Source organism: Brevundimonas sp. S1H14 (assembly GCF_047716865.1).
Taxonomy (GTDB): Bacteria; Pseudomonadota; Alphaproteobacteria; order Caulobacterales; family Caulobacteraceae; genus Brevundimonas; species Brevundimonas naejangsanensis.
On record NZ_CP136679.1, the window covers coordinates 2547122 to 2572454 of the forward strand.

General features: G+C 66.6%; 26 protein-coding genes. 11 read left to right on the top strand and 15 right to left on the bottom strand.

The window, feature by feature from the left end; genetic code table 11:
• Positions 1–651, top strand: coding sequence for a hypothetical protein (locus tag RSD66_RS12340; protein ID WP_017504219.1), 651 nt, complete (start codon positions 1–3; stop codon positions 649–651).
• 78 nt (positions 652–729) lie between these two features.
• Here RSD66_RS12340 and RSD66_RS12345 read toward each other — a convergent pair whose 3' ends face one another.
• Complete coding sequence (locus tag RSD66_RS12345) at positions 730–2052, bottom strand: MFS transporter (protein ID WP_026108278.1); 1323 nt, start codon at positions 2050–2052, stop codon at positions 730–732.
• 59 nt (positions 2053–2111) lie between these two features.
• Here RSD66_RS12345 and RSD66_RS12350 point away from each other — a divergent pair, with 59 nt between their 5' ends.
• On the top strand, positions 2112–2384 hold the full coding sequence (locus RSD66_RS12350; protein WP_017504221.1) for a metal-sensing transcriptional repressor: 273 nt from the start codon (positions 2112–2114) through the stop codon (positions 2382–2384).
• 10 nt (positions 2385–2394) lie between these two features.
• A complete protein-coding gene (locus RSD66_RS12355; protein ID WP_017504222.1) occupies positions 2395–2865 on the top strand; it encodes a DUF411 domain-containing protein in 471 nt (156 codons plus the stop codon).
• 58 nt (positions 2866–2923) lie between these two features.
• Here RSD66_RS12355 and RSD66_RS12360 read toward each other — a convergent pair whose 3' ends face one another.
• The 4 genes from RSD66_RS12360 to RSD66_RS12375 all read right to left on the bottom strand — a co-directional run bounded on the left by RSD66_RS12360 (position 2924) and on the right by RSD66_RS12375 (position 7787).
• Positions 2924–4129 carry a bifunctional alpha/beta hydrolase/OsmC family protein gene (locus RSD66_RS12360; protein ID WP_017504223.1) on the bottom strand — a complete coding sequence of 402 codons (1206 nt, stop codon included), beginning with the start codon at positions 4127–4129 and terminating at the stop codon, positions 2924–2926.
• Between the two features lie 111 nt (positions 4130–4240).
• Positions 4241–5209, bottom strand: a complete 969-nt coding sequence (locus RSD66_RS12365; RefSeq protein WP_081600451.1) for an EamA family transporter — start codon at positions 5207–5209, stop codon at positions 4241–4243.
• Between the two features lie 199 nt (positions 5210–5408).
• Positions 5409–7091 carry a tetratricopeptide repeat protein gene (locus tag RSD66_RS12370; RefSeq protein WP_017504225.1) on the bottom strand — a complete coding sequence of 561 codons (1683 nt, stop codon included), beginning with the start codon at positions 7089–7091 and terminating at the stop codon, positions 5409–5411.
• A gap of 135 nt (positions 7092–7226) precedes the next feature.
• Complete coding sequence (locus RSD66_RS12375) at positions 7227–7787, bottom strand: Lrp/AsnC family transcriptional regulator (protein WP_315024397.1); 561 nt, start codon at positions 7785–7787, stop codon at positions 7227–7229.
• A 96-nt stretch (positions 7788–7883) separates the two neighbouring features.
• On the opposite strand from RSD66_RS12375, the gene hppD reads away from it, so the two are divergent.
• Positions 7884–8954 carry a 4-hydroxyphenylpyruvate dioxygenase gene (hppD, locus tag RSD66_RS12380; protein WP_017504227.1) on the top strand — a complete coding sequence of 357 codons (1071 nt, stop codon included), beginning with the start codon at positions 7884–7886 and terminating at the stop codon, positions 8952–8954.
• Positions 8955–8995: 41 nt separating this feature from the next.
• Here hppD and cueR read toward each other — a convergent pair whose 3' ends face one another.
• Together cueR and RSD66_RS12390 are read right to left on the bottom strand one after the other, a co-directional pair.
• Entirely contained in the window at positions 8996–9448 is a 453-nt protein-coding gene (cueR, locus tag RSD66_RS12385) for a Cu(I)-responsive transcriptional regulator (RefSeq protein ID WP_017504228.1), read from the bottom strand.
• A 15-nt stretch (positions 9449–9463) separates the two neighbouring features.
• A complete protein-coding gene (locus RSD66_RS12390) occupies positions 9464–11968 on the bottom strand; it encodes a heavy metal translocating P-type ATPase (RefSeq protein WP_038293496.1) in 2505 nt (834 codons plus the stop codon).
• A gap of 159 nt (positions 11969–12127) precedes the next feature.
• Here RSD66_RS12390 and RSD66_RS12395 point away from each other — a divergent pair, with 159 nt between their 5' ends.
• Together RSD66_RS12395 and RSD66_RS12400 are read left to right on the top strand one after the other, a co-directional pair.
• Complete coding sequence (locus tag RSD66_RS12395) at positions 12128–12322, top strand: heavy-metal-associated domain-containing protein (protein ID WP_017504230.1); 195 nt, start codon at positions 12128–12130, stop codon at positions 12320–12322.
• A gap of 11 nt (positions 12323–12333) precedes the next feature.
• Positions 12334–12744, top strand: a complete 411-nt coding sequence (locus tag RSD66_RS12400) for a DUF305 domain-containing protein (RefSeq protein WP_017504231.1) — start codon at positions 12334–12336, stop codon at positions 12742–12744.
• A gap of 130 nt (positions 12745–12874) precedes the next feature.
• On the opposite strand, the gene RSD66_RS12405 is transcribed toward RSD66_RS12400, so the two are convergent.
• Both RSD66_RS12405 and RSD66_RS12410 read right to left on the bottom strand, forming a co-directional pair.
• The gene (locus tag RSD66_RS12405; protein ID WP_017504232.1) at positions 12875–13204 is read right to left on the bottom strand and encodes an ArsR/SmtB family transcription factor; all 330 of its coding nucleotides are present in this window, start codon (positions 13202–13204) and stop codon (positions 12875–12877) included.
• Positions 13205–13344: 140 nt separating this feature from the next.
• Positions 13345–14535: an MFS transporter gene (locus tag RSD66_RS12410; protein ID WP_017504233.1), complete on the bottom strand. Its 1191-nt coding sequence runs from the start codon at positions 14533–14535 to the stop codon at positions 13345–13347.
• 79 nt (positions 14536–14614) lie between these two features.
• On the opposite strand from RSD66_RS12410, the gene RSD66_RS12415 reads away from it, so the two are divergent.
• The 3 genes from RSD66_RS12415 to RSD66_RS12425 are packed head-to-tail and all read left to right on the top strand — an operon-like array spanning position 14615 to position 16191.
• Complete coding sequence (locus RSD66_RS12415) at positions 14615–14890, top strand: metal-sensitive transcriptional regulator (RefSeq protein WP_017504234.1); 276 nt, start codon at positions 14615–14617, stop codon at positions 14888–14890.
• Positions 14891–14945: 55 nt separating this feature from the next.
• Positions 14946–15668 carry a glutaredoxin family protein gene (locus RSD66_RS12420; protein ID WP_017504235.1) on the top strand — a complete coding sequence of 241 codons (723 nt, stop codon included), beginning with the start codon at positions 14946–14948 and terminating at the stop codon, positions 15666–15668.
• A 19-nt stretch (positions 15669–15687) separates the two neighbouring features.
• On the top strand, positions 15688–16191 hold the full coding sequence (locus RSD66_RS12425; RefSeq protein ID WP_017504236.1) for a DUF305 domain-containing protein: 504 nt from the start codon (positions 15688–15690) through the stop codon (positions 16189–16191).
• A 66-nt stretch (positions 16192–16257) separates the two neighbouring features.
• Here RSD66_RS12425 and RSD66_RS12430 read toward each other — a convergent pair whose 3' ends face one another.
• The gene (locus RSD66_RS12430; RefSeq protein ID WP_026108280.1) at positions 16258–17286 is read right to left on the bottom strand and encodes a cation diffusion facilitator family transporter; all 1029 of its coding nucleotides are present in this window, start codon (positions 17284–17286) and stop codon (positions 16258–16260) included.
• 99 nt (positions 17287–17385) lie between these two features.
• Positions 17386–18234, bottom strand: a complete 849-nt coding sequence (gene kdsA / locus RSD66_RS12435) for a 3-deoxy-8-phosphooctulonate synthase (protein WP_017504238.1) — start codon at positions 18232–18234, stop codon at positions 17386–17388.
• Positions 18235–18282: 48 nt separating this feature from the next.
• Between kdsA and RSD66_RS12440 the strand changes: the two genes are divergently transcribed.
• On the top strand, positions 18283–19245 hold the full coding sequence (locus RSD66_RS12440) for a PaaX family transcriptional regulator C-terminal domain-containing protein (RefSeq protein WP_315024425.1): 963 nt from the start codon (positions 18283–18285) through the stop codon (positions 19243–19245).
• Positions 19246–19297: 52 nt separating this feature from the next.
• Here the strand turns inward: RSD66_RS12440 and RSD66_RS12445 are convergent, their stop codons facing one another.
• The 4 genes from RSD66_RS12445 to RSD66_RS12460 all read right to left on the bottom strand — a co-directional run bounded on the left by RSD66_RS12445 (position 19298) and on the right by RSD66_RS12460 (position 24839).
• Positions 19298–20638 (bottom strand): MFS transporter, encoded by a 1341-nt coding sequence (locus RSD66_RS12445; protein WP_081600453.1) that lies wholly within the window; start codon positions 20636–20638, stop codon positions 19298–19300.
• 131 nt (positions 20639–20769) lie between these two features.
• The gene (locus RSD66_RS12450) at positions 20770–21687 is read right to left on the bottom strand and encodes a cation diffusion facilitator family transporter (protein ID WP_017504242.1); all 918 of its coding nucleotides are present in this window, start codon (positions 21685–21687) and stop codon (positions 20770–20772) included.
• Positions 21688–21786: 99 nt separating this feature from the next.
• The gene (locus RSD66_RS12455; protein ID WP_017504243.1) at positions 21787–23169 is read right to left on the bottom strand and encodes an aldehyde dehydrogenase family protein; all 1383 of its coding nucleotides are present in this window, start codon (positions 23167–23169) and stop codon (positions 21787–21789) included.
• 17 nt (positions 23170–23186) lie between these two features.
• On the bottom strand, positions 23187–24839 hold the full coding sequence (locus tag RSD66_RS12460) for an acetolactate synthase large subunit (protein ID WP_017504244.1): 1653 nt from the start codon (positions 24837–24839) through the stop codon (positions 23187–23189).
• 199 nt (positions 24840–25038) lie between these two features.
• On the opposite strand from RSD66_RS12460, the gene RSD66_RS12465 reads away from it, so the two are divergent.
• Entirely contained in the window at positions 25039–25239 is a 201-nt protein-coding gene (locus tag RSD66_RS12465) for a heavy-metal-associated domain-containing protein (protein WP_026108281.1), read from the top strand.
• Positions 25240–25333 lie beyond the last annotated feature (94 nt).

Below are 25333 nucleotides of genomic sequence, written 5' to 3' on the forward strand. Positions count from 1 at the left end.
ATGTTCAATGCAAACCGCCCCGCCCGTTCGGAGCTTCCGACCACCGGGAAGCTTCTCAAGTCTACCGGCATCGCTGCAGCGGTCGCCGGTGTCATCCTGGTTACCGTCGTGCTGCCCGCGGAATACGGCGTCGATCCCACCCGGGTCGGCTCGCTGCTGGGCCTGACCGACATGGGCCAGATCAAGCGTCAGCTTGCCGAAGAAACCGAGGCCGACGCGGCAGCTGACGCCGCCGCTGCCGCGCCCCCTGTGGCCGTCGTTCCCGGTGCTCCGGCCACGCCGGTCACCGGCGCCGCCGAGGCGACCGCTACGCCCACGCCACCGGACGCCGCCGGTGCCCGGTCGGACGTCACCACCATCGAGCTGGCGCCCAATCAGGGCGCCGAGTTGAAGATGGACATGCAGGAAGGCGACACGGTGCGGTTCACCTGGACGAGCAGTGGTGGCCGGGTGAACTACGACACCCACGCTGATCGCCCCGGCCTTCGCTATCATGGCTATGGAAAGGGATCGTTGCAGACCCAGACCGGCGATCTGACGGCCGCCTTCACCGGCAGCCATGGCTGGTTCTGGCGCAACCGCACCGGCGAAACCGTGACGATCACCGTGCGTACGCAAGGCGCCTACTCCGGGATCAAACGGGTCGTCTGACCTCGGTCGGGCGGCGGTGCTGCCGAGCCCGCCGCGATGGTGGAGCGCCTTCCCCCGGGGCGCTCCGCCATGTCGGCGTCAGGGCCTCGGCCAGCGCCGATGGAGTTCGTCTATCACGACAGGATGGGCGTGGCCGGCCCCGTCGTGGAGCTCGATGTGTTCCTGCAGATGAGGATGGTCTTCCGGAAGGTCGGGGTGGCGATGCAGCAGGTCGAGGGGATCGCGTGCAGGCCAGATCATCAGCGCCAGGAACGCGCCCGCACCGCAGAGCGTCGCCAGAACGAAGAAGGCGGCTGACGGGTCCGCCTCGGCCGAGACAAGTCCGGCGACGGGATAGGCGATCAGCCAACAGGCGTGCGACAGGGCGAACTGGGCGGCGAACAGGGCGGGTCGATCCTCGGCCGTCGAGGAGCGTCGCAGCGCACGCCCCGCCGGAGTGATGGTCAGGGAGTAGCCGAAGCCCATCAACACCCACAGGATCAGCAGCACCCAGTACCGGTCCGCCAGAAAGCCGCCGACGACAAGAACGGCTGTCATCACCATGCCGCCGGAGACCATGACACGGCGATCGTCCAGCCGATCAAGCAACCGCCCCAGCGCCACGGCCGCCGTCATCGAGCCCAGTCCAAAAGCCGCGAGCGCCCAGGCCGTAGCCTGCTGTGACAGTCCGAACCGGGACTGCACCAGCACGACGGTATTGACGAACACCATCGCCCCGCCGGCCGCTGTGGCCAGGCTGACGGCGAGCAGCCCCCGCAGACGGGGCGTGAAGGCGAAAAGCCGGAGGCCTCCGGTCAGCCGACGCAGAAAGGGAAGCGGTCGGGCTGGTGTCCGGGTCGGGAGCCCTGCGCTGACGACGAAACCGGCGGACAGCAGAAAGCCCGCCGCCGTACCGAGAAAGAGGTCGGAGAAGCCCATCACGGTCAGAAGCAGAGCGGCCGCCACGGGGCTGACGACGCTCTCCATATCCGCCGCGAGACGCGACAGCGACAGCGCCCGGGTGTATTCGGCCTCATCTTCCAGAAGATCGGGGATCATGGCCTGGAAGGCGGGTGTGAAGGCCGCCGACGCGACATAGAGCATCGTCATCAAGGCATAGACCTGCCAGGCCGCGCCGACGAAAGGCAGGGCGACCGCGACCCCTGCCCGGACCAGATCCAGCAGGACAAGCAGGGTCTTTCGCGGCAGCCGGGCGGCGATGGCGCTGGCGAAGGGCGCCACGCCGATATAGGCGACCATCTTGATCGACAGCACCATGGCGAGAACTTCGCCAGCATTCGCTCCGGCCAGCCGGTGGGCGAGCAGCCCCAGGGCTATCGTCGCCAGGCCCGTACCGAGAAGGGCGGCGACCTGCGCGATGAAGAGGTGACGATAGCCGCGATGGGCGAGAGGGGAGAACATGGGAATCCAGCCAGTCTTCCGCTTTGACATATCCTCTCCCCGGGGATAGGTCAAAGCGCATGAGTTCGCTCCACGCTTCGCATCCTGCTGTCCTCGCCCGCCTGCGCCGCGCCGAAGGCCATCTGCGCACCGTGATCCGCATGATCGAGGGTGAGCGCGCCTGCGTCGAAGTCGCGCAGCAGCTTCATGCGATCGAAAAGGCTATCGCGGCGGCCAAGAAGACCCTGATCCATGACCATGTGGATCATTGCCTGGCGCAGGCAGCGGCGGGCACGGCTGAACAGTCGCGGGCCGCCACGGCCGAGTTTCGCGACATTACGAAGTATCTGTGAAGGACCCCGCATGTTTTCATCCTCTCCCAGTCGTCGCAGCATTCTGTCCGGCGGGCTGGTGCTTTGTGGCGTCATTGCCGGATCGGAAGCGACGGCCCAGACGCGACGATCCATCACGGTCTACAAGACGCCCTGGTGCGGTTGCTGCGGCCTTTGGGTCGATCATCTGCGTCAGGCCGGCTGGACAGCCCGTGTGATCGACGTCGAGGATCTCGCCCCTGTCCGGGCGCGCCACGGGGTGCCGGACAGGCTCGCCTCCTGCCATACCGGCGTCGTCGGTCGCTATGCCGTCGAGGGCCATGTGCCCGCCGCCGATATCGACCGGCTGATCCGGGAGGCGCCGGCGGCGCGCGCCCTTGTCGTTCCGGGAATGCCTGCCGGTTCCCCCGGAATGGAATCCGCCGGGCGTGAACCCTATGTCTCCCTGCTGCTGCTCGCCGATGGCCGGACCCGGGTGTACGGACGCCATAACGGGGCGTGACTTTCGGCAGGTGTGCGCCGGGCGACCGACGCCCGGCGCACACCCCGGCCGAAACCGTTCAAGCGGCGGGGAGCAGTTCGGTCTCGACCTCCGCGCCCCGGACGAGCATCAGATCGACGGGGCAGCGGTCGGCCATCTCCAGCAATCGAGCACGCTGCGCCTCATCCAGCGGCCCCTCCAGAGTGATGGCGCGCTTGAAGACATCGGCGGGCGTCTGGTCCCGCCGTTTCGCATGCACGACGCGGACAGTGGCCCGCTCCAGGGGCCACCCCTTGCGTTCGGCGTACATCCGCATGGTCATCACGCTGCAGGCGCCCAACCCGGCCGACACGAGTTCGAACGGCGACGGACCACTGCCCAGACCGCCCAGGCTCGCCGGTTCGTCGGCGAGGAAGGTATGAGCCCCGACACGAACCCGGGCCTGATAGGCGCCGCCGCCCGTCTCCTCGACGAGGACGCCGGCCAGGTTGCCCTCGTCTCCCGTCAGGTCGGGCTCGAGCGCCGGAAGGTAGCGCGACGCCCAGCAGGCGATGACGCCGGCGACATAGTCGGCGTCCGACTGGCGGGTGAGCAGGTGATCGGCGTCGTCCAGGGAGATGAAGCTCTTGGGATGTCTGGCCGCCACGAAGATGGCGGAAGCGTTGTCGATGCTGACGACCTCGTCCAGCGGCGCATGCATCACCAGCAGCGCGCGTTTCAGGCGGCTGACGGCATCCAGAGGCGAGCGGGTCCTGACGTCGTCGACGAAGCTCTGACCGATCCGGTACGGTCGACCGCCGAGCGTCACCTCGGCCTCTCCTTCGCTTTCGATCCGCTTCAGATCCTCTTCTGACACATGGGTCAGCACATGGGCCGCGTCGGCGGGCGCTCCTATGGTGGCGATGGCCCGCACCTGGGGCAGATGTTCGGCGGCGGCCAGCACCGCCAACCCGCCCAGGCTGTGACCGACCAGAAGATTCGGCGTCATGCCGGCCGCTTCCATGGCCCCGCTGGCCGCGATCAAATCCTGCACGTCGGCGGCGAAGCTCGCGTCAGCGACTTGGGCGTCCCGATCGCCCGCCCCGGCGAAGTCGAAGCGCAGGACGCCTACCCCGCTTCGCGCCAGCGCACGCGACAGCCGCACCGCGGCCAGGCCATCCTGACCGCAGCTGAAGCAGTGCGCGACGATGGCCCAGCCTCGCGGCGTCGCCTGCGGCCGCTCGATCACGCCGACGATCCTGCGCCCGTCCGCAAGCCCGAACTCGAACTCCTTGTCTCCGCTCATTCGCATGCTCTCCATTGATAAATCCAATCAGCGCGGGCCGCTTGGGATGATGCGGCCCAGCCTACAGTGTTCCGCCGCGGCAGGGTCAAGCGACACGTCGTCGGCTCCGCATCAGGTGGCCGCCTCGGTCTCTGCCGGTCCGCCACGAAGGGTCAGCCAGACGCCGCCGGCGCAGATCAGCAGCAACAGCAGACTGAATGCGCCCGGTGCGGCTTCCCAGCCGAGCCCCCACTCCCCCAGGCGGACCAGGAACGGCACCGCCAGCATCAGCGAGGCTGTGAAGAGCGCCCCCTTCAGCAGGATGAGCCTGTGCAGGATGAGAAAGACCGGCGCCGTCAGCCCCGCGCCCAGACCTGCGATGGCGGCCCAGTCGGAAGGCGCGACGCCGACGAGCGGAACGAAGAGAACGACCGTCACGGCGAGCATGGCGGCGCCGGCCCCGGTAATGGCCGGCAAGGCCGAGAGGGCGGACAGGTCCGCCATGCGCGCGCGGAAGACGTAGCCATACAGGGCGTAGGACGCCGTTCCACCGAACACGAGCAGGGCGCCGCCGACGAGGTACAGCCCCTCCGCCCCGGCATGACCCTCGCTTGCGGGCTTGTCGGCAATCGCATAGGCCAGCGCACCGCCCAGGGCGAGACAGGCGCCCAGCACCTTGTTGCGGGTGACCCGTTCGCCAAAGGCGACGGCGCCGATCACGAAAGTGAGGCTTGGCAGAAGCGAGATGATCAGACCGGTGCGGGAGGGGCCGATGAACGCCGCGCCGAGCATGGTTCCGGCGTAGTAAAGGAAAAAGCCCAGCAATCCGAGCAGAGCGACTGTTCCGCCGCGTCGCGCCGCAATCCGCGCTTCGGAACGACTCCGAGCGGAAAGCAGCACGATCGCGGCAAAGACGATGAAGCTGGCCCCTGTGCGGCCGGCGGCCACCAGCAGCGGCGACACGCCCGAAACGAGGTAGCCGACGAGCAGCCAGCTCGCCGACAGCAGCAGGACGAGGGTGACCGAGAGCACCGACGTCGTCAGCGCGGTGCGCGAGGTGGCGGCCGGGCGAGGCCGGTTCCACATCCTGCTTCCCTTCATCGCTTCCTCCGATCGCCGACGAGCAAGGCTCCCCAGCCCGCCGGCGGCGTCCGGCAAGCCTGTGAAGGATCAGAGGAAGACGCAGTTGATCCGGACGTCGCACGCACCGCGCCAGGCTCGGACGGCGCCGGCACGGCCAGGCCGGTCGAGCATCCTATCCCGCTGTTTCTCCTACAGGACGAGGCCCGGTCCGGCCGGGTCAGGCGGCCTCGTTCTCAAAGGCGCTCAAGCGACAGAAACAGGCTGCGGCGATCTTGATGTCGGCCGAAGCCACGGCGATGTCGCGCTGGAGGACGATCTCCCGGGCCTCGTCGTGCCGGCCGAGTTTCGTCAGACACTCGTAGAGGCCGTGCAGGCTCCAGACGTTGTTCGGTCGGATCCGCCGCCTGCCCAGTTTGCGCTCCAGCCCGAGGTCGATCCTGTGCTGTTCTGCAGCTTCGGCGTGCCGCCCCTGCTCGGTCAGCAGGGCGCAATAGGCGTGGCGGACGGGCTGCAGCCAGGCCGGAGGGTCGCTGTAGGGCAGCGTGTCCTCGAGGGCGATCGCCTCGCGCAACAGCGAGAACGCCTCCTCGATATTTCCCTTCCTGTATTCCAGTTCCCCGTCGAGCATCTTGCGCGCGATGGCGAGCGCCTGGAGCTCCGGCACGGGGATGGAGTTGAAACGGCTGTCTGGCACCGCGGCGACGGCGTCGATGAATTTCTCCCGCTCCGCCTCGGCTTCCGGCACGCGCCGCAGGGCGGCGAAGGCGATGCCGCGCGCATAGTGGATCATCGCCGTGGTCGAACAATAGAGTTTGCGGTCCGTCGGGAATTCCAGGTCGAGGATTTCCTGCCAACGGCCGAAGCGAATGAGAACATGCGGAAGCGTGGTGCCGTGCGCCTCGAGCAAATCCGCCATCGGCGGGCTCTGGATGCCGAGCAACTGCGGGGTAAGGACTTCCTTCAGCCGGTTCGCCATGAACAGCGCCTCACGCGAACGGCCCGCCATCATCGCGCCGTAGGCTCCGACCATCAGGTTGTGGACGCGATAGACGTTGTACCAGGCGCCGACTTCGGTCTCGTGACCGAAATAGCGTTCATCCGCCTCGACCGCATCGAGGTTGGAATCGATCACCCGGCGCCAGTCGCCGCAGGCGTTGTCGATGTGGGTGGACATATGCGCCAGATGGGCGCCGTCCCGCGACAGGCGACGCAGACGGTCGGCGGCCGGAAGCGCGATCTCGGGCCACGGCGACATCTCCATCAGGTGGATATAGAGATGGTTGAGAACCGGATGCCGGTCGCCCCCCGGACGCGGCAGGGCGTCCTCGATCACCGCCCGGGCCTCCAGCGTGCCCGGTCCGATCGGTTCTCCCGTATCGAGATCCCACAGAGCCCGCGGACTGAGACAGATCAAGGCGTCCCCGAACAGCGCCGCCGCGTCGATGTCGTCCGAAAACTGCTGATAGAAAACCCGCATGGCGTCCGCATAGGTCCGGTTCAGACGATCGAATTCGTCAGGGTCGCGGGTCGTCTGCTCGGGGAAGCGTGGTCCAAGCGCCGCGATCAGGGCCTTTTCGAAGGCGGTGCCGTTGCGGCCGACCGCTTCGCGTGCGCGTTCAAGCGCGGCACGGCCGATCGTCACGGCCTTCTGCATGTCCTCGGCGTCGAAAAGCCGCCAAGCCTTGTTGTAGTTCGGCCCCGTACCAAAGGCGACGCCCCAGTGCGCCATGGCGCAGTCGGGATCGTAGTCGAGCGCCTTTTCAAAGCAGCGGACCGCTTCCTCGGGATTGAAGCAGTACGCCCAGGCCAGCCCGCGATCGAACCAGAGCTGCGCCTGGGGTGAGGTGGTCGTCACATCGCGACGGAAGTCGCCAAGGTCGTAATAGTCGTCTTTCATCATCCACGCTCCGCTGGCCAGGCCCGATCCGGAAACCCAACCGCCCAAGGCAATAAGTCAACACTTGAATACCTATTCATATATCATGTTTCAAGCCCGGATCGCGGCATTCCGGCCGTATCCATCAACGCAATCCGCCTAGAGCGGCACGGCGGTGGTGTATTTCACCTGGCTGAGCGCGAAGTGGGAGGCGGCGGTGGCCACGTTCGAATGGTTCAGCAGGTCGCGCATGAGGAAGCGTTCGTAGCCGGCGACATCTGCGGCCACGATCCGCAGGAGATAATCCCATTCCCCGGACATGGAATGGGCCTCCATGACATCCGGCCGGGTGGCGAGATAGGCCTCGAAGGCGGTCCGGTCCGCCGGGGCATGCGACCGCATCCTGACCTGGCACATCACGTTCACGCCCCGGCCGACCCGTTCGGCATCGACCAGTCGCACGGCTCCCTTCAGAATTCCCGCCTCTTCCAGCGCCCGGATCCGGCGCCAGCACGACGCCGGAGACGATCCGGCGAGTTCCGCCAGGGCCACGTGGCTCAGGCCGGCGTCGTCCTGCAAGGCGCGCAACAGCCGGCGATCAACATCATCCAACACTCTCTCTTTCACAAATTCTCTCATCCTGAAATTTGATTTCATATCGAGCTGTAATCCGAGCCGCTTTGAAAGGCGATCCTCGCTTGTCCGGTCTACAATGACCACGATGGCGCACCCTCCCCGCGAGCTCTGGCCTCACCTCCCCCGCTCGCCTGCGCCATCTGTCACAGGCGCGCCGTCAAGAAGACCGGAGACACCCTCATGAGCATCACCCCCGAAAACCCCATTGGTCTGGACGGCTTCGAGTTCGTGGAATTCACCAGTCCCGATCCCGAGGCGATGGCCGCCCTGATCGAACGCCTCGGCTTTGTGGCCACACATCGTCATCCGACGAAAGCGGTGGTTCGCTACAAGCAGGGCCGCACCAATCTGCTCGTCAACAGCGAAGCGACCGGACAGGCGGCTGCGTTCCGGGCGCTGCACGGACCTTCAGCCAGCGGCATGGCCTTCCGGGTGGCCGACGCTCGCCAGGCCTATGATCTGGCCCTGTCGCGCGGTGCGCGCGCCGCCGACGCCGCCGCAGGCGCGCTCGGCGCTGACGCCATGGTGCTGGAAGGCATCGGCGGCTCCTACCTCTATCTCGTCGACCGCCACGGTGCGGCCGGGTCGCTGTACGACGACTGGACCGAGATCGACGGGTGGCGCGAGGCCGAGGCCGCAAACAGCGTCGGCCTCGACATTCTGGATCACCTCACCCACAACGTCCGTCGGGGCCAGATGCGGACCTGGTCCGGCTTCTACAACCAAATCTTCGGCTTCGAGGAGCAGAAGTATTTCAACATCAAGGGCCAGGCCACCAGCCTGATCTCCCAGGCGATGATCGCGCCGGACAAGGCGATTCGCATCCCCCTCAACGAGAGCGAGGACGACCAGTCCCAGATCGAGGAGTTCATCCGCGAGTATAACGGCGAGGGCATCCAGCACCTGGCCATGACCACGGACAACATCTACGAGACCGTGGAGGCCCTGCGCGCCCGTGGCGTGCGGCTTCAGGACACCATCGAGACCTACTACGAGCTGGTCGACAAGCGGGTGCCAGGCCATGGCGAGGATCTGGAGCGGCTCAAGGCGAACCGCATTCTGATCGACGGGAACATCGGCGAGGAAGGCATCCTGCTGCAGATCTTCACCGAGAACCTGTTCGGACCGATCTTCTTCGAGATCATCCAGCGCAAGGGCAACGAGGGCTTTGGCAACGGCAATTTCCAGGCCCTGTTCGAATCGATCGAACTCGACCAGATTCGGCGCGGCGTCATCAAGGTCGAGGGCTGACCCGGCACGGGGCGGATGAACCTCATCCGCCCCGCCATCGGTCAGACGCGCGACTTCAGATGACCGACCCCGCCGGCCGGCCGGACGCCGGCCGGCGGCGCTTCCGAGGTTTCTTCCAGATCCGCCAGGATCGGACAGTCGGGGCGATCGTCACCCGCGCAGCAGGCGATCAGCGTTTGCAGGGTGTCCGACATCTGCCTGAGGCTGGCGATCCGCGTATTCAGCTCCGCGATGTGCGCGCTGGCGATGCGTTTGACGTCGGCGCTCTGACGCGACCGGTCGTTCCACAGGCTCAGCAGGTCCTGAATCTCAGCGACGGAAAACCCGAGGTCGCGGGCGCGTCGGATGAACCGGAACCGGTGTACGTCCGCGTCCGAGTAGTCGCGATAGCCGGACTCCTTCCGGTCCGCCGCCGGGATGAGGCCGGTCTGCTCATAGTAGCGGATCATCTTGGCGGACACGCCGGAGGCCCTGGCGGCCTGACCGATGTTCATACGGGTCTCTCCTGTTCACCCCAGCCGCGCCGCGACGTCGACATCGACGCCCTGCGGCGGCCTGAAGCCGCGCAGACGCAACGCATTGCCAAGCACGAAGACGCTGGACATGGCCATGGCCCCCGCCGCGAACACCGGCGACAACAGCACACCCCACACCGGATACAACGCTCCGGCGGCGACGGGAATGAGGGCCGCATTATAGGCGAAGGCCCAGAACAGGTTCTGCCGGATGTTTCCGATGGTGGCGCGGGACAGGGCGATGGCCGTCGCCACCCCTTTCAGACTGCCGGACATCAGCACCACGTCCGCCGCCTCGATGGCGATGTCCGTGCCGGTGCCGACCGCCAGGCCCACATCCGATTCCGCCAGCGCCGGGGCGTCATTGATGCCGTCGCCGACGAAGGCGACCCGGCCATGCTCGTCCTTGAGACGGCGCACCGCCTCGACCTTGCCGTCGGGCAACACCTCGGCCACCACTTCGTCAATGCCCAACTGGCGGGCGATGGCGGCCGCGGTGCGGCGGTTGTCGCCGGTGATCATCGCCACCTTCAGGCCCAGTCCGTGCAGGGCGGCGATGGCCGCCGGGGTGCTGGCCTTGATCGGGTCGGCCACGGCGATGATCGCCGCCAGACGTCCGCCGATGGCGGCGTAGAGCGGGCTCTTGCCCTCATCGCCCATGCGGCCCGCCGTATCGGCGAAGACGCCCACGTCCAGTCCCAGTTCGCCCATGTAGCGGTCCGAACCGATCTGCACGGCCTCGCCGTCCACCGTCGCGGTCACGCCACGTCCGGTGACGGACTCAAAGGCGGAAACCAGCGGCAGCGTCAGACCCTCGGCCTCGGCGGCCTCGACGATGGCGCGGGCGATGGGGTGTTCGGACTTGGCCTCGACCGCCGCCACCAGAGCCAGAACGCGGGCGCGCTCCATGCCGGGTTCGATCTGCAGGTCCGTCAGGGCGGGACGACCTTCCGTCAGGGTGCCGGTCTTGTCGACGGCCACGACCTTGGCGTCCTTGAGCAGTTGCAGCGCCTCGCCCTTGCGGAACAGCACGCCCAGTTCGGCGCCGCGACCGGTGCCGACCATGATCGAGGTCGGCGTCGCCAGACCCATGGCGCACGGGCAGGCGATGATCAGCACAGCCACCGCATTGACCAGGGCGAAGGTGAGCGCAGGCGACGGGCCGAACACCAGCCAGACCAGGAAGGTCAGGGCCGCAACCGCCATGACCGCCGGCACGAACCACATCGTCACCTTGTCGACCAGCGCCTGGATCGGCAGCTTGGAGCCCTGGGCCTGTTCGACCATGCGAATGATCTGGGACAGCATGGTGCCGTCGCCGACCGCCGTGGCGCGGAACACAAGGGCGCCCTTCTGATTGACGGTGCCGCCCACCAGAGCCGCGCCCGAAGCCTTGGCCACAGGGACCGGCTCGCCGGTGATCATGGATTCATCGACATAGCTTTCGCCCTCGACGACCTCGCCATCGACCGGAACGCGCTCGCCGGGACGGACCTCGACCAGATCGCCAGCCGCCACCTCGGCGATGGCGATTTCAACCATCACGCCGTCGCGGCGCACGCGCGCGGTCTTGGCCTGAAGCCCGACCAGACGCTTGATGGCCTCGGAGGTGCGGCCCTTGGCCTGGGCCTCAAGGAAGCGCCCCAGCAGGACCAGGGTGACGATGACGGCGGCCGCCTCGTAATAGACATTGACCGTTCCCGCCGGCAGCAGCGCCGGGGCGAAGGTCGCCACCAGGGAATAGGCATAGGCCGCCAGGGTCCCCACCGCCACCAGGGAGTTCATGTCCGGCGCTAGGCGGCGCAGAGCCGGCAGCCCCTTCTCGTAGAAGCGGATCCCCGGCACGGCCAGGACCACGGTGGTCAGCACGAACTGCAAGTACCAGTTGGCCTGCATGCCGATGGTCTGCGCGATCAGCGCATGGACGCCGGGAATGAGGTGCGAGCCCATTTCCAGGAGAAAGACCGGCAGGGTCAGTGCGGCCGCGATGATCAGGTCGCGCTTTAGCGCGGCGCGTTCGATGTCCTTGCGCTCGTCGGCCTCGCCACCCGCCTCGGCCGGTGCGGCGGCATGCGCCGTGTAGCCGGCGCCGGCCACCGCTGCGATCAGGGCGCCGAGCTCGGCGAAGCCTTCGACGGTGGCGCGTTCGGTCGCCAGGTTCACACTGGCGCTCACGACACCGGGCGTCGCCCTGAGCGCCTTTTCGACCCGCCCGACGCAGGAGGCGCAGGTCATGCCTTCGATGGCCAACTCGATGCCAGCGGTCCGTACGGCGTAACCGGCCGAGGCGACTGCCTGGACCATATCCGCCATCTCGATGGGACCGCCGGCCTGAATGTCGGCCCGCTCGGTGGCCAGGTTGACGCTGACCGCGGCCACGCCGGGGACCTTGCTGATGGCGCGTTCAACGCGACCGACGCAGGAAGCGCAGGTCATGCCCTCAATAGGAAGACTCAAGGGAGAGCCGACGCTTTTCGTCGGCGCATAGGGAGCATTCATCGCGCGATCCTCACACGGGTGACCAGAGTTGTCGGTGAAGATGAAGTTTCCCATCGTTGGAAGGTCAAGTCCGAAAAAAATCTCGACCCTGCCCTTGACCTTCCAACGATGGGAAGGGGCATCTCTTGGCTCACAAGCGGAAACGAAAGGAGTTTTCCCATGCAGTTCCACGTCGAAAACATGACTTGCGGCTCGTGCGTGAAGCACATCACCCAGGCCATCGCCACGGTGGATCCGGACGCCCGGCTCGAGGCCGACACGGTGTCGCGCACCATCTCGGTGACCACCGTTGCCGACGCCGACGCCATCCAGAAGGCCCTTGCGGACGACGGTTACACCGCCCGGCCGATCTGAGCTCGTCCAACATGCAAGTGAAGGCGCTCACCCTCATCTTCATCGCCGGCGCCGCCCTGGCCGCCGGCGGTCTCGCCTATGCCCAATCCCAGATCGTCAAAGGAGATCCGGAACCCGCCATGACCCAGAACAGCCACGCCAATCACCCCGCCTCCGCCCCTTCCGGCAATCCCGCGGTGCGCGCCTATCAGGACGCCAACGACCGGATGCATGCTGACATGACCATCGAATTCAGCGGCGACGCCGACGTCGACTTCATGAAGGGTATGATCCCGCACCATCAGGGAGCCATCGACATGGCCCGCGTTGTGCTGGAACATGGTCAGGATCCCGAAGTTCGCCGCCTCGCCGAAGCTGTGATCACCGCCCAGGAGGCGGAGATCGCCATGATGAAATCCTGGCTCGACGCCCGGAGCCGGTAAGGCCGCTCGTTCGCCGCCCGCCCCTTCCCCCCGACGTGGCGGCGGAGATGGCGTCATCGGAACGGAACCCTCGAGGGCGCCATGTCAGGCGCACCAGTCCCTGGTGCGCCTGACGCCTTTTCGGGCGACGTCAGGCCTCCGCATCCTCATTGATGTGGTGGAGCATGTCGATCAGCACATGGCTGACATGATGATCGGCCACCTCATAGAAGACCTGCCGCGAGGCCCGGTCTCCCCGGACCAGACGCGCCCCGCGCAAAAGCCTGAGGTGGTGGCTGACCAGGGTCTGTGACAGCTCCAGACCGTCGGCGATCTCCTTGACCGGCCTGGGGCCGTCCAGACAGAACATGAGGATGCGCAGGCGGGTCGGATCGCCGAGCAGGCGAAAAGTCTCCGCCAGAGCCGACAGCTGGCGTGTGTCAAGCGCCGGCACTTTTTCGTCGTCGGCCCTGTCCGACATAAGTTCGCCCCCTGTTTCACTCAACACATGACGATGTGTTCATATGTGCAGACAGGGTGAAACACCGCGCCCCTCCGATCAAGAGGCCACACCCTCCTCGCCCTGTCGCTGAGGCGCGACCGACTTGTCGAGGTAAACCGTCAGTGGACCGTCGTCGGCGGCCGCCGGGCCGCCTGCCAAAGCAGGGGCGCGAGGATCAGGGCGACAGGCGGGAACAGGAGCCAGTTGATCGCTTGCCAGCCGGCGGTGTTGAGTATCGCGCCGGCCATGAAGGAGACGACGGCGGTGGCGCCGAAGACGAAGAAGTCATTTGCGCCTTGGGCCTTGCTCCGCTCCTCGACCGAATGACAGTCCGTCACCATGGCCGTGGCGCCGATGAAGCTGAAATTCCACCCAAGACCCATGATCATCAGCGACAGCCAGAAGTTTTCCACCGCCACGCCCGACAGGGCAACCACCGCCGCAACCGCGATGAGAACCATGCCGACCGCCGCGACGCGTTCCTTTCCGAACCGCGCCATCAGGCGGCCGGTGAAGAAGCTTGGCGCGAACATGGCGAGCAGATGCCACTGGATGGCCAGAGCCGCGCTGTTCACCGAATGGCCGATGTTAACCATCGCCACCGGAGCGGCGGTCATGACGAAGGCCATCAGGCCGTAGGAGACCACGCCCGTCGCTACCGCCAGCATGAAACGCGGCGCTCGGAGAATCTGTCCCAGCGAGCGGCCGCCGCTGGGACCGGCCTGACCGATCGCCGGCGGCGAGCGCAGCAGCAGCAACACCGGGATGACCAGAAGAGCCAGGGCCGCCTGGCTGATGAAGCTGCCGACATACGGCGTGCCAGGCACAGTGTCCCGGGTCCAGATGACCAGTTGGGGGCCGACAACAGCGGCGACCAGGCCGCCGACCATTACCCAGGAGATCGCCTGGGCCTTCAGATCCCCGTCCGCCCCATCGGCGGCTGCGAATCGATAGCTCTGGACGTAGGCGCCGTAGAGGCCGGCCGTGAAGGCTCCGAGACAAAAGATCCAGAAGGACGCGGTGAAGATTCCGAAGGCTGCGACGAGACCTGAAGCCACGCCAAACAGGGCGCCCAGAAGATAGCCGTTGCGGCGGCCGTGACGTCGCATGACGAAGGCTGCGGGCGGCGCGCCGAGGGCGAGCCCCACGCCGAACAGACTGACGGGAAAAGTAACCCAGGCAGGATCCGCAGCCAGTTGCTGGCCCACCAGGCCGCCCAGGGACATCACGATCGGGGGACTGGCGCCGCCCAACGCCTGGGCTGCGGTCAGCACGGCGATGTTGCGGCGAGCGATCGGCTGATCAGTCATCGTGACCTTCGGGATAAGAGACGCAAGACGGGAACAAATTCGCGCTGTGCACGATACCTAGCCGGGGTATGGTAGACACATGCAGGCCAGAGACGTCAAATCGATCCGCACCGCGCTGAACCGGATTTCCGGGCAGGTTCGCGGAGTCAGCCAGATGGTCGAGGACGGCCGCTATTGCATCGACATCCTTCATCAGGTTCACGCCGCCCGCGCGGCCCTGGCTCGGGTCGAGACCCAGATCCTGAAATCTCACGCCGCGTCCTGCGTCGAGGAGGCGATCGCGTCTGGCGACGCCGCTCAGCAGCGCGAGAAATTCACTGAACTGGCGGAGCTGTTCGCCAAGGCGAAACTCTAGAAACCGGAGGAAACCCGTCGTGACGTCCCCAGCCAAACGCGCTCAAATCTACCGAATGGTCATGCCCGGCCACACCTGCCCCTATGGCCTGAAGGCGCTGCACCTGCTGAAGAGCCGGGGCTATACGGTGGAGGACCATCACCTCGCCTCGCGCGAGCAGACCGACGCCTTCAAGGCCGAACATGGCGTCCAGACAACGCCCCAGACCTTTATCGACGGCAAGCGCATCGGCGGTTTCGATGACCTGCGCCGCTTCTTCGGCATGCGCGTGCGCGACAAGGATGAAGTCACCTATACGCCGGTCATCGCCCTGTTCGCCATGGCCGCGCTGATGGCCATGGCCGCCGGCTGGGCGGCCTATGGCGAACTGATCTCGGTGCGGGTCGTGGAATGGTTCATCGCCATCGCCATGTGCCTTCTGGCGCTGCAGAAGCTGAAGGACGTTGACGCCTTCGCCACCATGTTCCTGAACTACGACCTTCTGGCCAAGCGGTGGGTGCCGTACGGAACCGTCTACCCCTATGCCGAAGGCCTGGCGGGTCTTCTGATGCTGGCCGGCGCCCTGATGTGGGTCTCGGTCCCGGTCGCCCTGTTCATCGGCGGCGTGGGCGCGGCCTCGGTGTTCAAGGCCGTCTATATCGACAAGCGCGAACTGAAGTGCGCCTGCGTCGGCGGCGACAGCAAGGTGCCGCTGGGCTTCGTCTCGTTGTCAGAGAATCTGATGATGGTCGGCATGGCGATCTGGATGCTGGTCAAGCCGATGGGCATGGGCCACTAGACCGGAAGGATCGTCAGTCATGTCCCACACCGATCACGGCGGACCTGCTGCGGCGGTCGGCAGGGCGTCCGGATCGCACGGCCGTCCCTATCTGATGTTCTGGATCAACATGGCTCTCGGCCTGGTGGTCATGTACGTCGTCATGTTCTCCATGATCGACGGCTGGATCGACTTCCGGAACAACCTGAATATGGTCTATATGGCGGTCACCATGTGGGCACCGATGGGGATCTTCATGCTGGCCACTATGCCGGGCATGTATCCGAACCGGCGGCTGAACCTGGCGATGTACATCCTGTTCGTGCTCCTGACCGCAGGCTCCTTCTGGGCCACGCGAACCCAGACGCTCATCGACGACCGCCAGTTCGTGGAATCAATGATCCCACATCACTCCGGCGCCATCCTGATGTGCCGCGAGGCGGACCTGTCCGATCCGGAACTGGTGACGCTGTGCGGCGAGATCGTTCAGGCCCAGCGTCGCGAGATCGACCAGATGAGCCGGATCGCGGACCGGCTGCGCTAGCGCCTCCCGGGGAGCGGACCGGCACCCGACCGTCCGGCGCCGGAAAGCCGGCGCCGGACATCGTGATCAGTGGGCGTGCGCACGCCCCGGCGCATGGTCATGATCGTGGTCGTGGCCAGAATGATCATGCCCCCCTTCGTCGTGCGCGTGATCGTTCGCCGGTGCGGCGGCCGACAGGCTGCACACCGCGGAACCGTCGTTCCAGTCCACGGCGACGGTCGGATGCTCGATGCTGAACCTCGACTTCAGCTCGCGCTCGACGGCGCCGACCACCGTCCGTGCCTGACCGTCCGAGACAGGGCGGACGTGGAGTGTGGCCAGGGTCCGCCCCGAGGTGATCTGCCAGACGTGGATATGGCTGACCTCGGCCAGTCCCGCGACCGTTTCCTTGAGGTGGGCCGTGACCATGTCCGGCGCGGCGTTGTCCGGCGCGCCCTCGAGCAGGATGTGAAGCGACTTGCCCAGCAGCTTCCAGGCGCTGCGCAGGATCAGGAGGGAAACCAGGACCGAAAGGATCGGATCGATCGGGGTCCAGCCCGTCAGATAGATGATGATGGCCGCACCGACCGCGCCGACCGAACCCAGAAGGTCGCCCATCACATGCAGGGCGGCGCCCTTGATGTTCACATGTTCGGTGTCGCCGCGGGTCAGAATCCAGAAGACGAGGATGTTGATCAGCAGTCCGGCCACGGCCACCCAGAACATCGGCCCGGCCAGGACGGCGTGAGGCTGCTGGAACCGCTCCCAGGCCTCGTAGAGAATCCAGCCGACGATCGCGAACAGGGTCACGGCGTTGATGAAGCCGGCGATGACCTCGAAGCGGAGGTAGCCAAACGTCCGCCGGGAGTCCGCCATGCGCCGTCCGAACCGGAACGCCAGATAGGCGAGCGCCAGGGCGATGGCGTCGGTGAGCATATGGCCCGCATCCGCCAGCAGGGCGAGCGAGCCCGACATCAGGCCGCCGACCACCTCGACGACCATGAAGGTGAAGATCAGGCTGAAGGAGAGCAGGACCTTGCGTTCATTGTCCCGCGTCACCGTGGGTGCGTGGGAATGGTCATGGTCATGGGAGTGGTCGTGATGGGAATGAGACATGGAGCGGCGCCCGCTGGAGAACAGATAACATATGAATACGTATTCATATGTTATCTGTCAACCGCTCGGGGGCGCCCTCGCAGGCCGGCTTGCATCTCGTCATCCGCCCAGATCGACCGGCGCGAAGCTCTTCACCAGATCATCTACCGCCTTCACCTGCTCGAGCATGACGGCCAGTCTGTCCAGCGGCAGGGCGCTGGGCCCGTCGCACAGCGCCTGATCCGGGTCCGGGTGGGCTTCCAGAAACAGCCCGGCCAGGCCCAGGGCGAGGCCTGAACGGGCGAGCTCCAGCACCTGTCCGCGCCGCCCTCCCGATCGGGCGGCGCCGGGATCGCGCGTCTGCAGGGCATGGGTGGCGTCAAACACGATCGGCGCGCCGTCGCTCACGGTCTTCATCACACCGAAACCGAGCATATCCACGACGAGATTGTCATAGCCGAAGGAACTGCCTCGCTCGCACAGGATGACATCCGGGGCCCCGAAGTCTTTGAACTTCTCGACCACATGGGCGATCTGGTGCGGGCTCATGAACTGGGGTTTCTTCACGTTGATGGCCCGGCCGGTGCTCGCCAGCGCCGCGATCAGATCCGTCTGGCGCGCGAGGAAGGCCGGGAGCTGGAGAATGTCGCAGACCTCGGCGACGGCAGCCGCCTGCTCCGGCCAATGAACGTCCGTCAGCACCGGGACGTCGAACGCGCGGCGAACCTCCTCGAGGATGCGCAGGCCCGCGTCCAGGCCGGGTCCGCGATAGGACCGGTTCGACGACCGGTTGGCCTTGTCGAACGATCCCTTGAAGACAAACGGCATGCCCAGCCGCCCGGTCTCCGTCTTCATCGCCTCAGCGACGGTCATCGCCAGGTCCCGGCTCTCCAGCACGTTCACGCCGCCGATCAGCACCATCGGCCGGTTGTTGGAGAAGGAGGCCTGTCCCACCTGAACCGTCTTCATTCTCGTCTCCATGGCATCGCCGTCGTCCCGCAGGATCGGCTGTTGAGATTGGATGCAGTCGCCAACTGCGAAGGGCGCGCCCGCTACCGGACCGTCGACCGCCGTCCGGGCTCGACGCGGGCTTGCGGCGCCGGGCCTCGAGACGCAAGATCACCCGCCAACATGGCGACGGGAAGGGCCCGCCGGATCCGGCCGGCCCAGACGCCTGTCAGGAGACGTGCATCCGTGCATTCGCGAGACATCGTCACGGCGGTTCTGGATCCGCTGGAGGCCCTCGGCGGGGGACTGAAGCTGGCGCAGTTCATCGCCCTGCTCGGCCTGTTCGACATCAACCCGGACGCTGTGCGGGCGACCCTGTCGCGTATGCGGCGCGAGGGGCTCCTGCATACGGAAAAGATCGGACGCGAGGTCGAGTATACGTTGACCGACGAGATGCGGCGTCGGCTGAAGGCCGAACGGGATCGCAGCCTTACAGCGCCTTCAGCGGCCTGGTCGGGCGACTGGACCACGGTACTCTACCAGATTCCCGAAAGCGACCGATCCCGGCGCGAAAAGCTCAAGCGGCGCCTCATCGATCGCGGGTTCGGCCAACTTAACCCGACGACCTGGATCAGCCCCCGTGACGAGCGCGACACTCTCCGCTGCGACCTGTGCTGCGATGGCGATCTCTCGGTGGTCATCCTCACCAGCCGGACGGGAAGCCTCGAGCGTGACCGCGACCTCGTGACGAGGGCCTGGGATCTCGATGAAATCGCCGGGCACTATCGGGGCTTCACGACGGAGTGGAGCCCCGTTCTCACCGGGCGTCTCGCGTCCCCGAGCGAAGCCTTTCGCCTGCGCACCCTGCTCATGAGCGACTGGTTCCACCTGCCCCGCCATGACCCTCGCCTTCCCCTGCCCCTGCAGCCGCGGGGCTGGGCGGGTCAGGACGCCTTCGCCCTGTTTCAGCGTCTCGCCGGCGTCCTGGAAAAGCCCGCGCTATCCTATCTGGCTGGCCTTCGCGCATCCTAAGGACCGGCGCACCGCGGACGCCCGCCGAAGCGGACGTCCGCATGGCATCCCGTCAGGCGCGCAACCGGGGCACGCTCATGACCATGATCACCCCGAGGACGGCCGGAACGACCCAGACCGCGAAGTTGACGAAGTCCGAGAGGCCCGCGCCGATGAGCGCGCCGCCCAGGACGATGGCGACCGCAGCCCCCGTGCGGCCGACCGCCAGGATCGTGCCCAGGGCCGTGCCGCGCATGGCGTCGGGGTAGGAGGTCGCGATGAACCCGTTCAACAGGATTTGCGCGCCGATCGAACCGAAGCCGACGAGGGCCACCAGCGGATACATCACGGCCAGGGCGTGTCCGTCGCCCGACAGGAAGCCAAGCGCCATGACGAACAGCGCCGCGCCGGCCATGGCGAAGGCAGCCGAGACCACGCGCCTGGCCCCAAACCGGTCCGCCAGGGGCGAAGCGACCAGCGAACCGATCACGGCGCCGGCGTTCACAGTGAGCAGGAAGCTCAGCGACGACGTCAGGGAATAGCCCGCCAGGGTCAGCAGTTTGGGCATCCAGGTGTTGAGGCCATAGATCAGTATCTGTCCGGCGATCGCGGCCAGCAGGAAGACAGCGGTGACGACAGCCCAGCGGCCCGAGAAGATCGCCAGCAGCGGATTGCGCGGTTTGACCCCATTCCTTGTCGGGGACGCCGCGCCCGGCACCGCCTGCGGCTCCAGTCCGTAGGCCTCCACGATGCGGTCGGCGTCCTCGACCCGGCCGCGGGCGCGCAGATAGGCCGGCGATTCGGGCAGATAGAGCATCAGCAACGGCACGATGGTGACCAGGGGCAGGCCGCCGATCGACAGCATGCCGCGGAAGCCGAAGGCGTCCACGAAGCCGATGGCCAGCAGCGCCGCCAGAATCCCGCCGAACGAGTAGCCGGAGAACATCAGGGCGTTGTTGAAATTCTTGCGACCCGCCCGCGAGAACTCGACTGTGGTCGCCACGGCGGTCGGGATGACGCCGCCCAGGCCGATGCCCGACAGGAAGCGGAACAGGCCGAACAGTTCGGGGGTCGGCGCGGCGGCTGTCGCGAGCATCAGGATGGAGAAAAAGGCCACGGCGCCGATCAGCACCCTGCGCCGCCCGACCAGATCCGTGAGATACCCCACCATCAGCGAACCCAGCGCCATGCCGAGCAGCGCCAGGCTATTCATCGCACCGGTTTCGGCGGTCGTCAGTCCCCATTTCTCGTAGGCGAGGATGGAGTCGACGATCGTCCCGTAGACCACCAGGTCATAACCATCGAACACCAGGGCCAGGAAGGCCAGGGCGATGACCAGCCCCACGGATTTCTTCTTGATCGGCGGGCCAGACCTCCCTGTCGGGGCGCCGGGACTCAGGGAAGACAGGCTCATGACGTTCGATCCATTTCTATGACATAGAATGCGCGTATCACGCTTTATTTGTCACAAGATTGGATGCCGCCTGCAGGTTTCAAGGAGGTCGACGAGAAAAATCGAAACGGCGATCAGGACCGCACAGGCGGTCAGATCGGTCCGGCGCGACGCAGAGCCCCCGGCGCATCGACCTGGACAGTGACGTGGTCGATGGCATGGCGCGTTTTCAGCCATGCCGCCACCAGGGCCGGCAGGACCAGCGGGTCCGTTCCTGGCGCAGGGGTGACATGGACGGTGGCCACGACGGTTTCGTCGGTCAGGGTCCAGGCATGGAAATGGCCGGCCTCCTCGATTTCCGGCAGGGTCGCCAGATCCGCCTCGGCCTGCCGCGCGTCGAGCCCGCGCGGCACGGCCTGGAGCAGGACGCGCAGCGACTCCTTCACCAGCGACCAGGCCGAGCGCACGACCAGCAACGCGACCAGCACCGACAGAAGGGGGTCCAGCAGGGTCCAGCCGGTCAGCATGATGCCGATCGCCGCCGCGATCGCCCCGACAGATCCAAGCAGGTCGCCGACCACGTGCAGGAAGGCTCCGCGCAGGTTGCTGTCACCCTTGCGACCGCGCGACAGGATCCAGGCGCCGATCAGATTTACGGCCAGACCAATGGTCGCCACGATCAGCATGGGTCCGGCCAGAACCTCGACCGGCTGGTTGATCCGGTTGATCGCCTCCCAGATGATCCAGGCCACAAGGAGCAGCAGGGACGCGCCGTTGGCCAGCGCCGCCAGCACGCGCACTCGGTGATAACCATAGGTCCGAACGCCGTCGACGGGGCGGCGCGCCACCCGGTAGGCGATCAGGGCCAGCAGAAGGGCGGCGGCGTCCGACACCATGTGACCGGAATCCGCGATCAGGGCGAGAGAGCCGGACATCCACCCGCCGATGGCCTGGACCGCGGCATAGCCGGCCGTGAAGATCAGCACGAAGCGGATACGCCGCTCGTTATCCCCCGTCACCACCTCGCCGTGGTCGTGCCCGTCGCTCTCATCATGCTGCGTCGACGCCATTCTCGTGTCCGATCTATCTGGATGCGGGCGCGCCCGCATCGACAATCCTTCCGGCCTCATCCGTCAAGGCCGCCCTCGCCCGCAACGCCCGTCAGGGTCTCAGCCCCGGCGGAGCACGACCATCTTCTCCTGCGTCATGTCCCGCAGGGTGTAGCCGATCCCGCCCGTCCCGTAGCCGGAGGTCCGCCTCCCCGCGAACGGCATCCAGTCGGTCCGGAATGTCGTCGGATCGTTGACCATGACCGCCGAGGCGTCCAGCCGATCCGCCGCCCGCAGCGCCACATCGATGTCTCCCGCGAAGACACTGGCCTGGAAGGCCGTCGGCAGGGCGTTGGCGCGGGCGATCGCATCATCGAGGTTCTGGTAGCGGTAAAGGGCCAGCACAGGTCCGAACACCTCCTCGCGCGAGATCCGGGCCTCGGCGGGCGGGTCGAGCAGCACCGTGGGCTCCAGGATCGTCGACGACAGACGACCTCCGCCGATGGCCAGACGGGCGCCGCCTGCGACCGCCTCCCCGATCCAGGCCTCTACCCTGTCAGCCTCACGCCCCCGGATCAGCGGGCCGACCTCAGTGTCCTCCCGGGTCGGATCGCCCGTGCGCAAAGCCGCCACACGAGCGACCAGCCGCTCCGTCACGACATCGAAGACCGCATCATGCACATAGAGCCGCTGGGTCGACACGCAGACCTGTCCGGCATGATAGAAGGCGCCTTTCACGACAGGCTCGATCAGGGCGTCCAGATCCGCGCTGCGATCGACGATGGCCGGCGCCGCGCCACCGTGTTCCAGCGCGGAACGCACGCCGGGCGCCAAGCGTGAATGCAGATACCATCCCACGCGGGCCGAGCCGATGAAGCTGAGAAAGGCGATGCGCGGGTCGGTGGCGAGCCTTTCGGCAAGCGCGGTGTCCGCTGTGATCAGGGTCTGGCACCAGGCCTCCGGCAGGCCCGCCTCCCGGACGAGGGCGACAAGGTCCAGGCAGGACAGGGGCGTCGCCTCGGCCGGTTTCACGATGACCGGACAGCCTGCGGCGATGGCGGGAACGATCTGGTGAACGATGAGGTTCAGGGGATGGTTGAAGGCCGAGATCGCGGCCACGACCCCGATCGGCTCCCGGGTCGTGAAGGCCCAGCGGCCGTCCGATGCGGGCGACAGGCCCATGGGGATCTCGCGACCGGAGAAGGTCCTGAGCTCGTCGGCGGCGTTGCGGACCCCGTCGATGGCGCGGACGGCCTCGATCCGGGCATCGGCCAGCGGCTTTCCGCCCTCGCGCGCGATCTGCATCGCGAAATGCTCCCGCCGCCCCTCCATCAGCTCGGCCAGTCGCCGAAGGACGGCCACCCGCTCATGCGGTTTCAGCCACCGGTCCCGGTTCGCGAAGAGATCACGCGCGGTCCGCAACTTTCGCTCCAGCGCCGCCGCGTCGTCGGTCTCGATCCCGGCGATGGGGGTCTGGTCGTAGGGTTGTACGATTTGCAGCATGACGTTCTCTGGCACGCTCAGGACAGGTCGATCGCCGACGCCCGGGTCTTCAACTCGTCGACCAGCACCCGGGTGTTCTCGGAGTAGTCGATGGCGCAGTCCACCAGGTGAACGCCGCCGCCGGCGAACGCAGCCTCGAGCACAGGGCCAAGATCCGCCGCCGCCGTCACGCGGGAGCCCCTGGCGCCGTAGGCCTCGGCGTAGCGCACGAAGTCCGGATTTCCGAAGGTCATGCCGAAATCCGGAAACTGATCAACCGCCTGCTTCCAGCGGATCATGCCATAGGCCCCGTCGTTGAGGACCAGGACGACGAGATTGAGGCCCAGGCGGACGGCCGTCTCCATCTCCTGGGAGTTCATCATGAACCCGCCGTCGCCGCACACCGCCATGACCCGCCGGTCGGGATGCAACATCGCCGCCATCATCGCCGATGGCAGACCCGCCCCCATGGTCGCCAGCGCATTGTCGAGCAGGAGGGTGTTGGCCACATGGGTGCGATAGTTCCGGGCGAACCAGATCTTGTACATGCCGTTGTCCAGACAGACGATCCCGTCTTCCGGCATGACAGCGCGGACATCGCGCACCAGGCGCTGTGGCGTGACCGGGAAACGATCCTCGTCCGCCCGGTCGGCGATCCTCGACAGGATCGTCTGACGCATCTCCAGCATATGCGACTGCCGCCCCAGACGTCTCGACAGCCGACGCGCCAGCCCCGAGGCCGTCGCCCCGATATCGCCGATGACCTCCGCGTCCGGATGGTAGACCTGTTCCACGGTCGCCGACTGGACGCCGATGTGCAGCACCTTCGGTCCACCGGCGTCACGCATGAGGAAGGGCGGCTTCTCCACCGTGTCGTGTCCGATGGCGATGATCAGATCGGCCTGGGCGGCCGCCTCGTGCACGTAGTCGCCCTCCGACAGGGCCGCCGTGCCCATGTAGAGGTTGGACCCGCCATCGACGGCGCCCTTGCCCATCTGGGTGTTGAAGAACGGGAGCCCGGTTTCACGGATGAAGGCGGACAGGGGCTCGACCAGACGCGGGCGGTTGCCGCCCGCCCCGACCATGACCAGCGGACGCTGCGCCGCCAGAACCATCTCGGCGGCGCGGTCCAGGGCCGCTTCGGTCGCGACGGGCCGATCCAGGGGATGGACGGGAATCGGCGCGACGTCGGCCGTTTCGGCGGCCACGTCCTCGGGAAGCTCCAGATGGACCGGGCCGGGTCGCTCTTCCATGGCCACGCGGAAGGCGTCGCGGACCACGGCCGGAATGCTCGCGGCGCTGAGGATCTGCCGGGTCATCTTGGTCAGGGGACGCATGGAGGCGATCACGTCCACGATCTGGAAGCGCGCCTGTTTCGCCGTCATGATCGCCTTCTGGCCGGTGATCATGATCATCGGCATGGCGCCCAGGTGGGCGTAGGCGGCGCCGGTCGAGAAATTCAGGGCGCCCGGCCCGAGGGTCGCCAGACACACTCCGGGCTTGCCGGTCAACCGACCGTAGGTGGCGGCCATGAAGGCGGCGGCCTGCTCATGCCGTGTCAGCACCAGTTCGATCTTCGAGTTCCGCAGCGACTCGACCAGGTCGAGATTCTCTTCGCCAGGCACACCGAAGATGCGTTCGACGCCCTCGTTCTCGAGTGCGCGGACCAGAATGTCGGACCCTTTGGGCATCGAAGCCTCCCTTCAGTGAGCGGATGGACCGATCCTGGCGCCGCGCCCAGGAACGCCTCGGCGGACCCGTCCTCCGCAGGCAGGATGGCCCTTCCAACAGTGGCAAGGTCAAGTCCGGAATTATCACTCCTGCGGCGGCTTGACCTTGCCACTGTTGGAAGCCGGATCGTGGCTTTCCTGCAAACCCAAGGAGATCGCCATGATCCATCTCAGCATTCCGAAAATGGCCTGCGGAGGCTGCGCCAGCGGCGTCACGAAAGCCATCCTGGCCCTGGACCCCGAAGCCCGCGTGGACACCTCCACCGAGCGGCGCGAGGTCACGGTCGACACCGTTTCTGACGAAGCCCAGGTCCAGGCCGCGCTCGCCGAAGCCGGCTACCCTTCCACACCTGTCGCCTGAGCCGGATCGGGCAGGATCTCCTCCGCAAGTGAAGAGATCCCGCCTTCCGGGAGGCGGCGTAAGCCCCCCGTCCGATCCGGTCGCGGGATCGTCA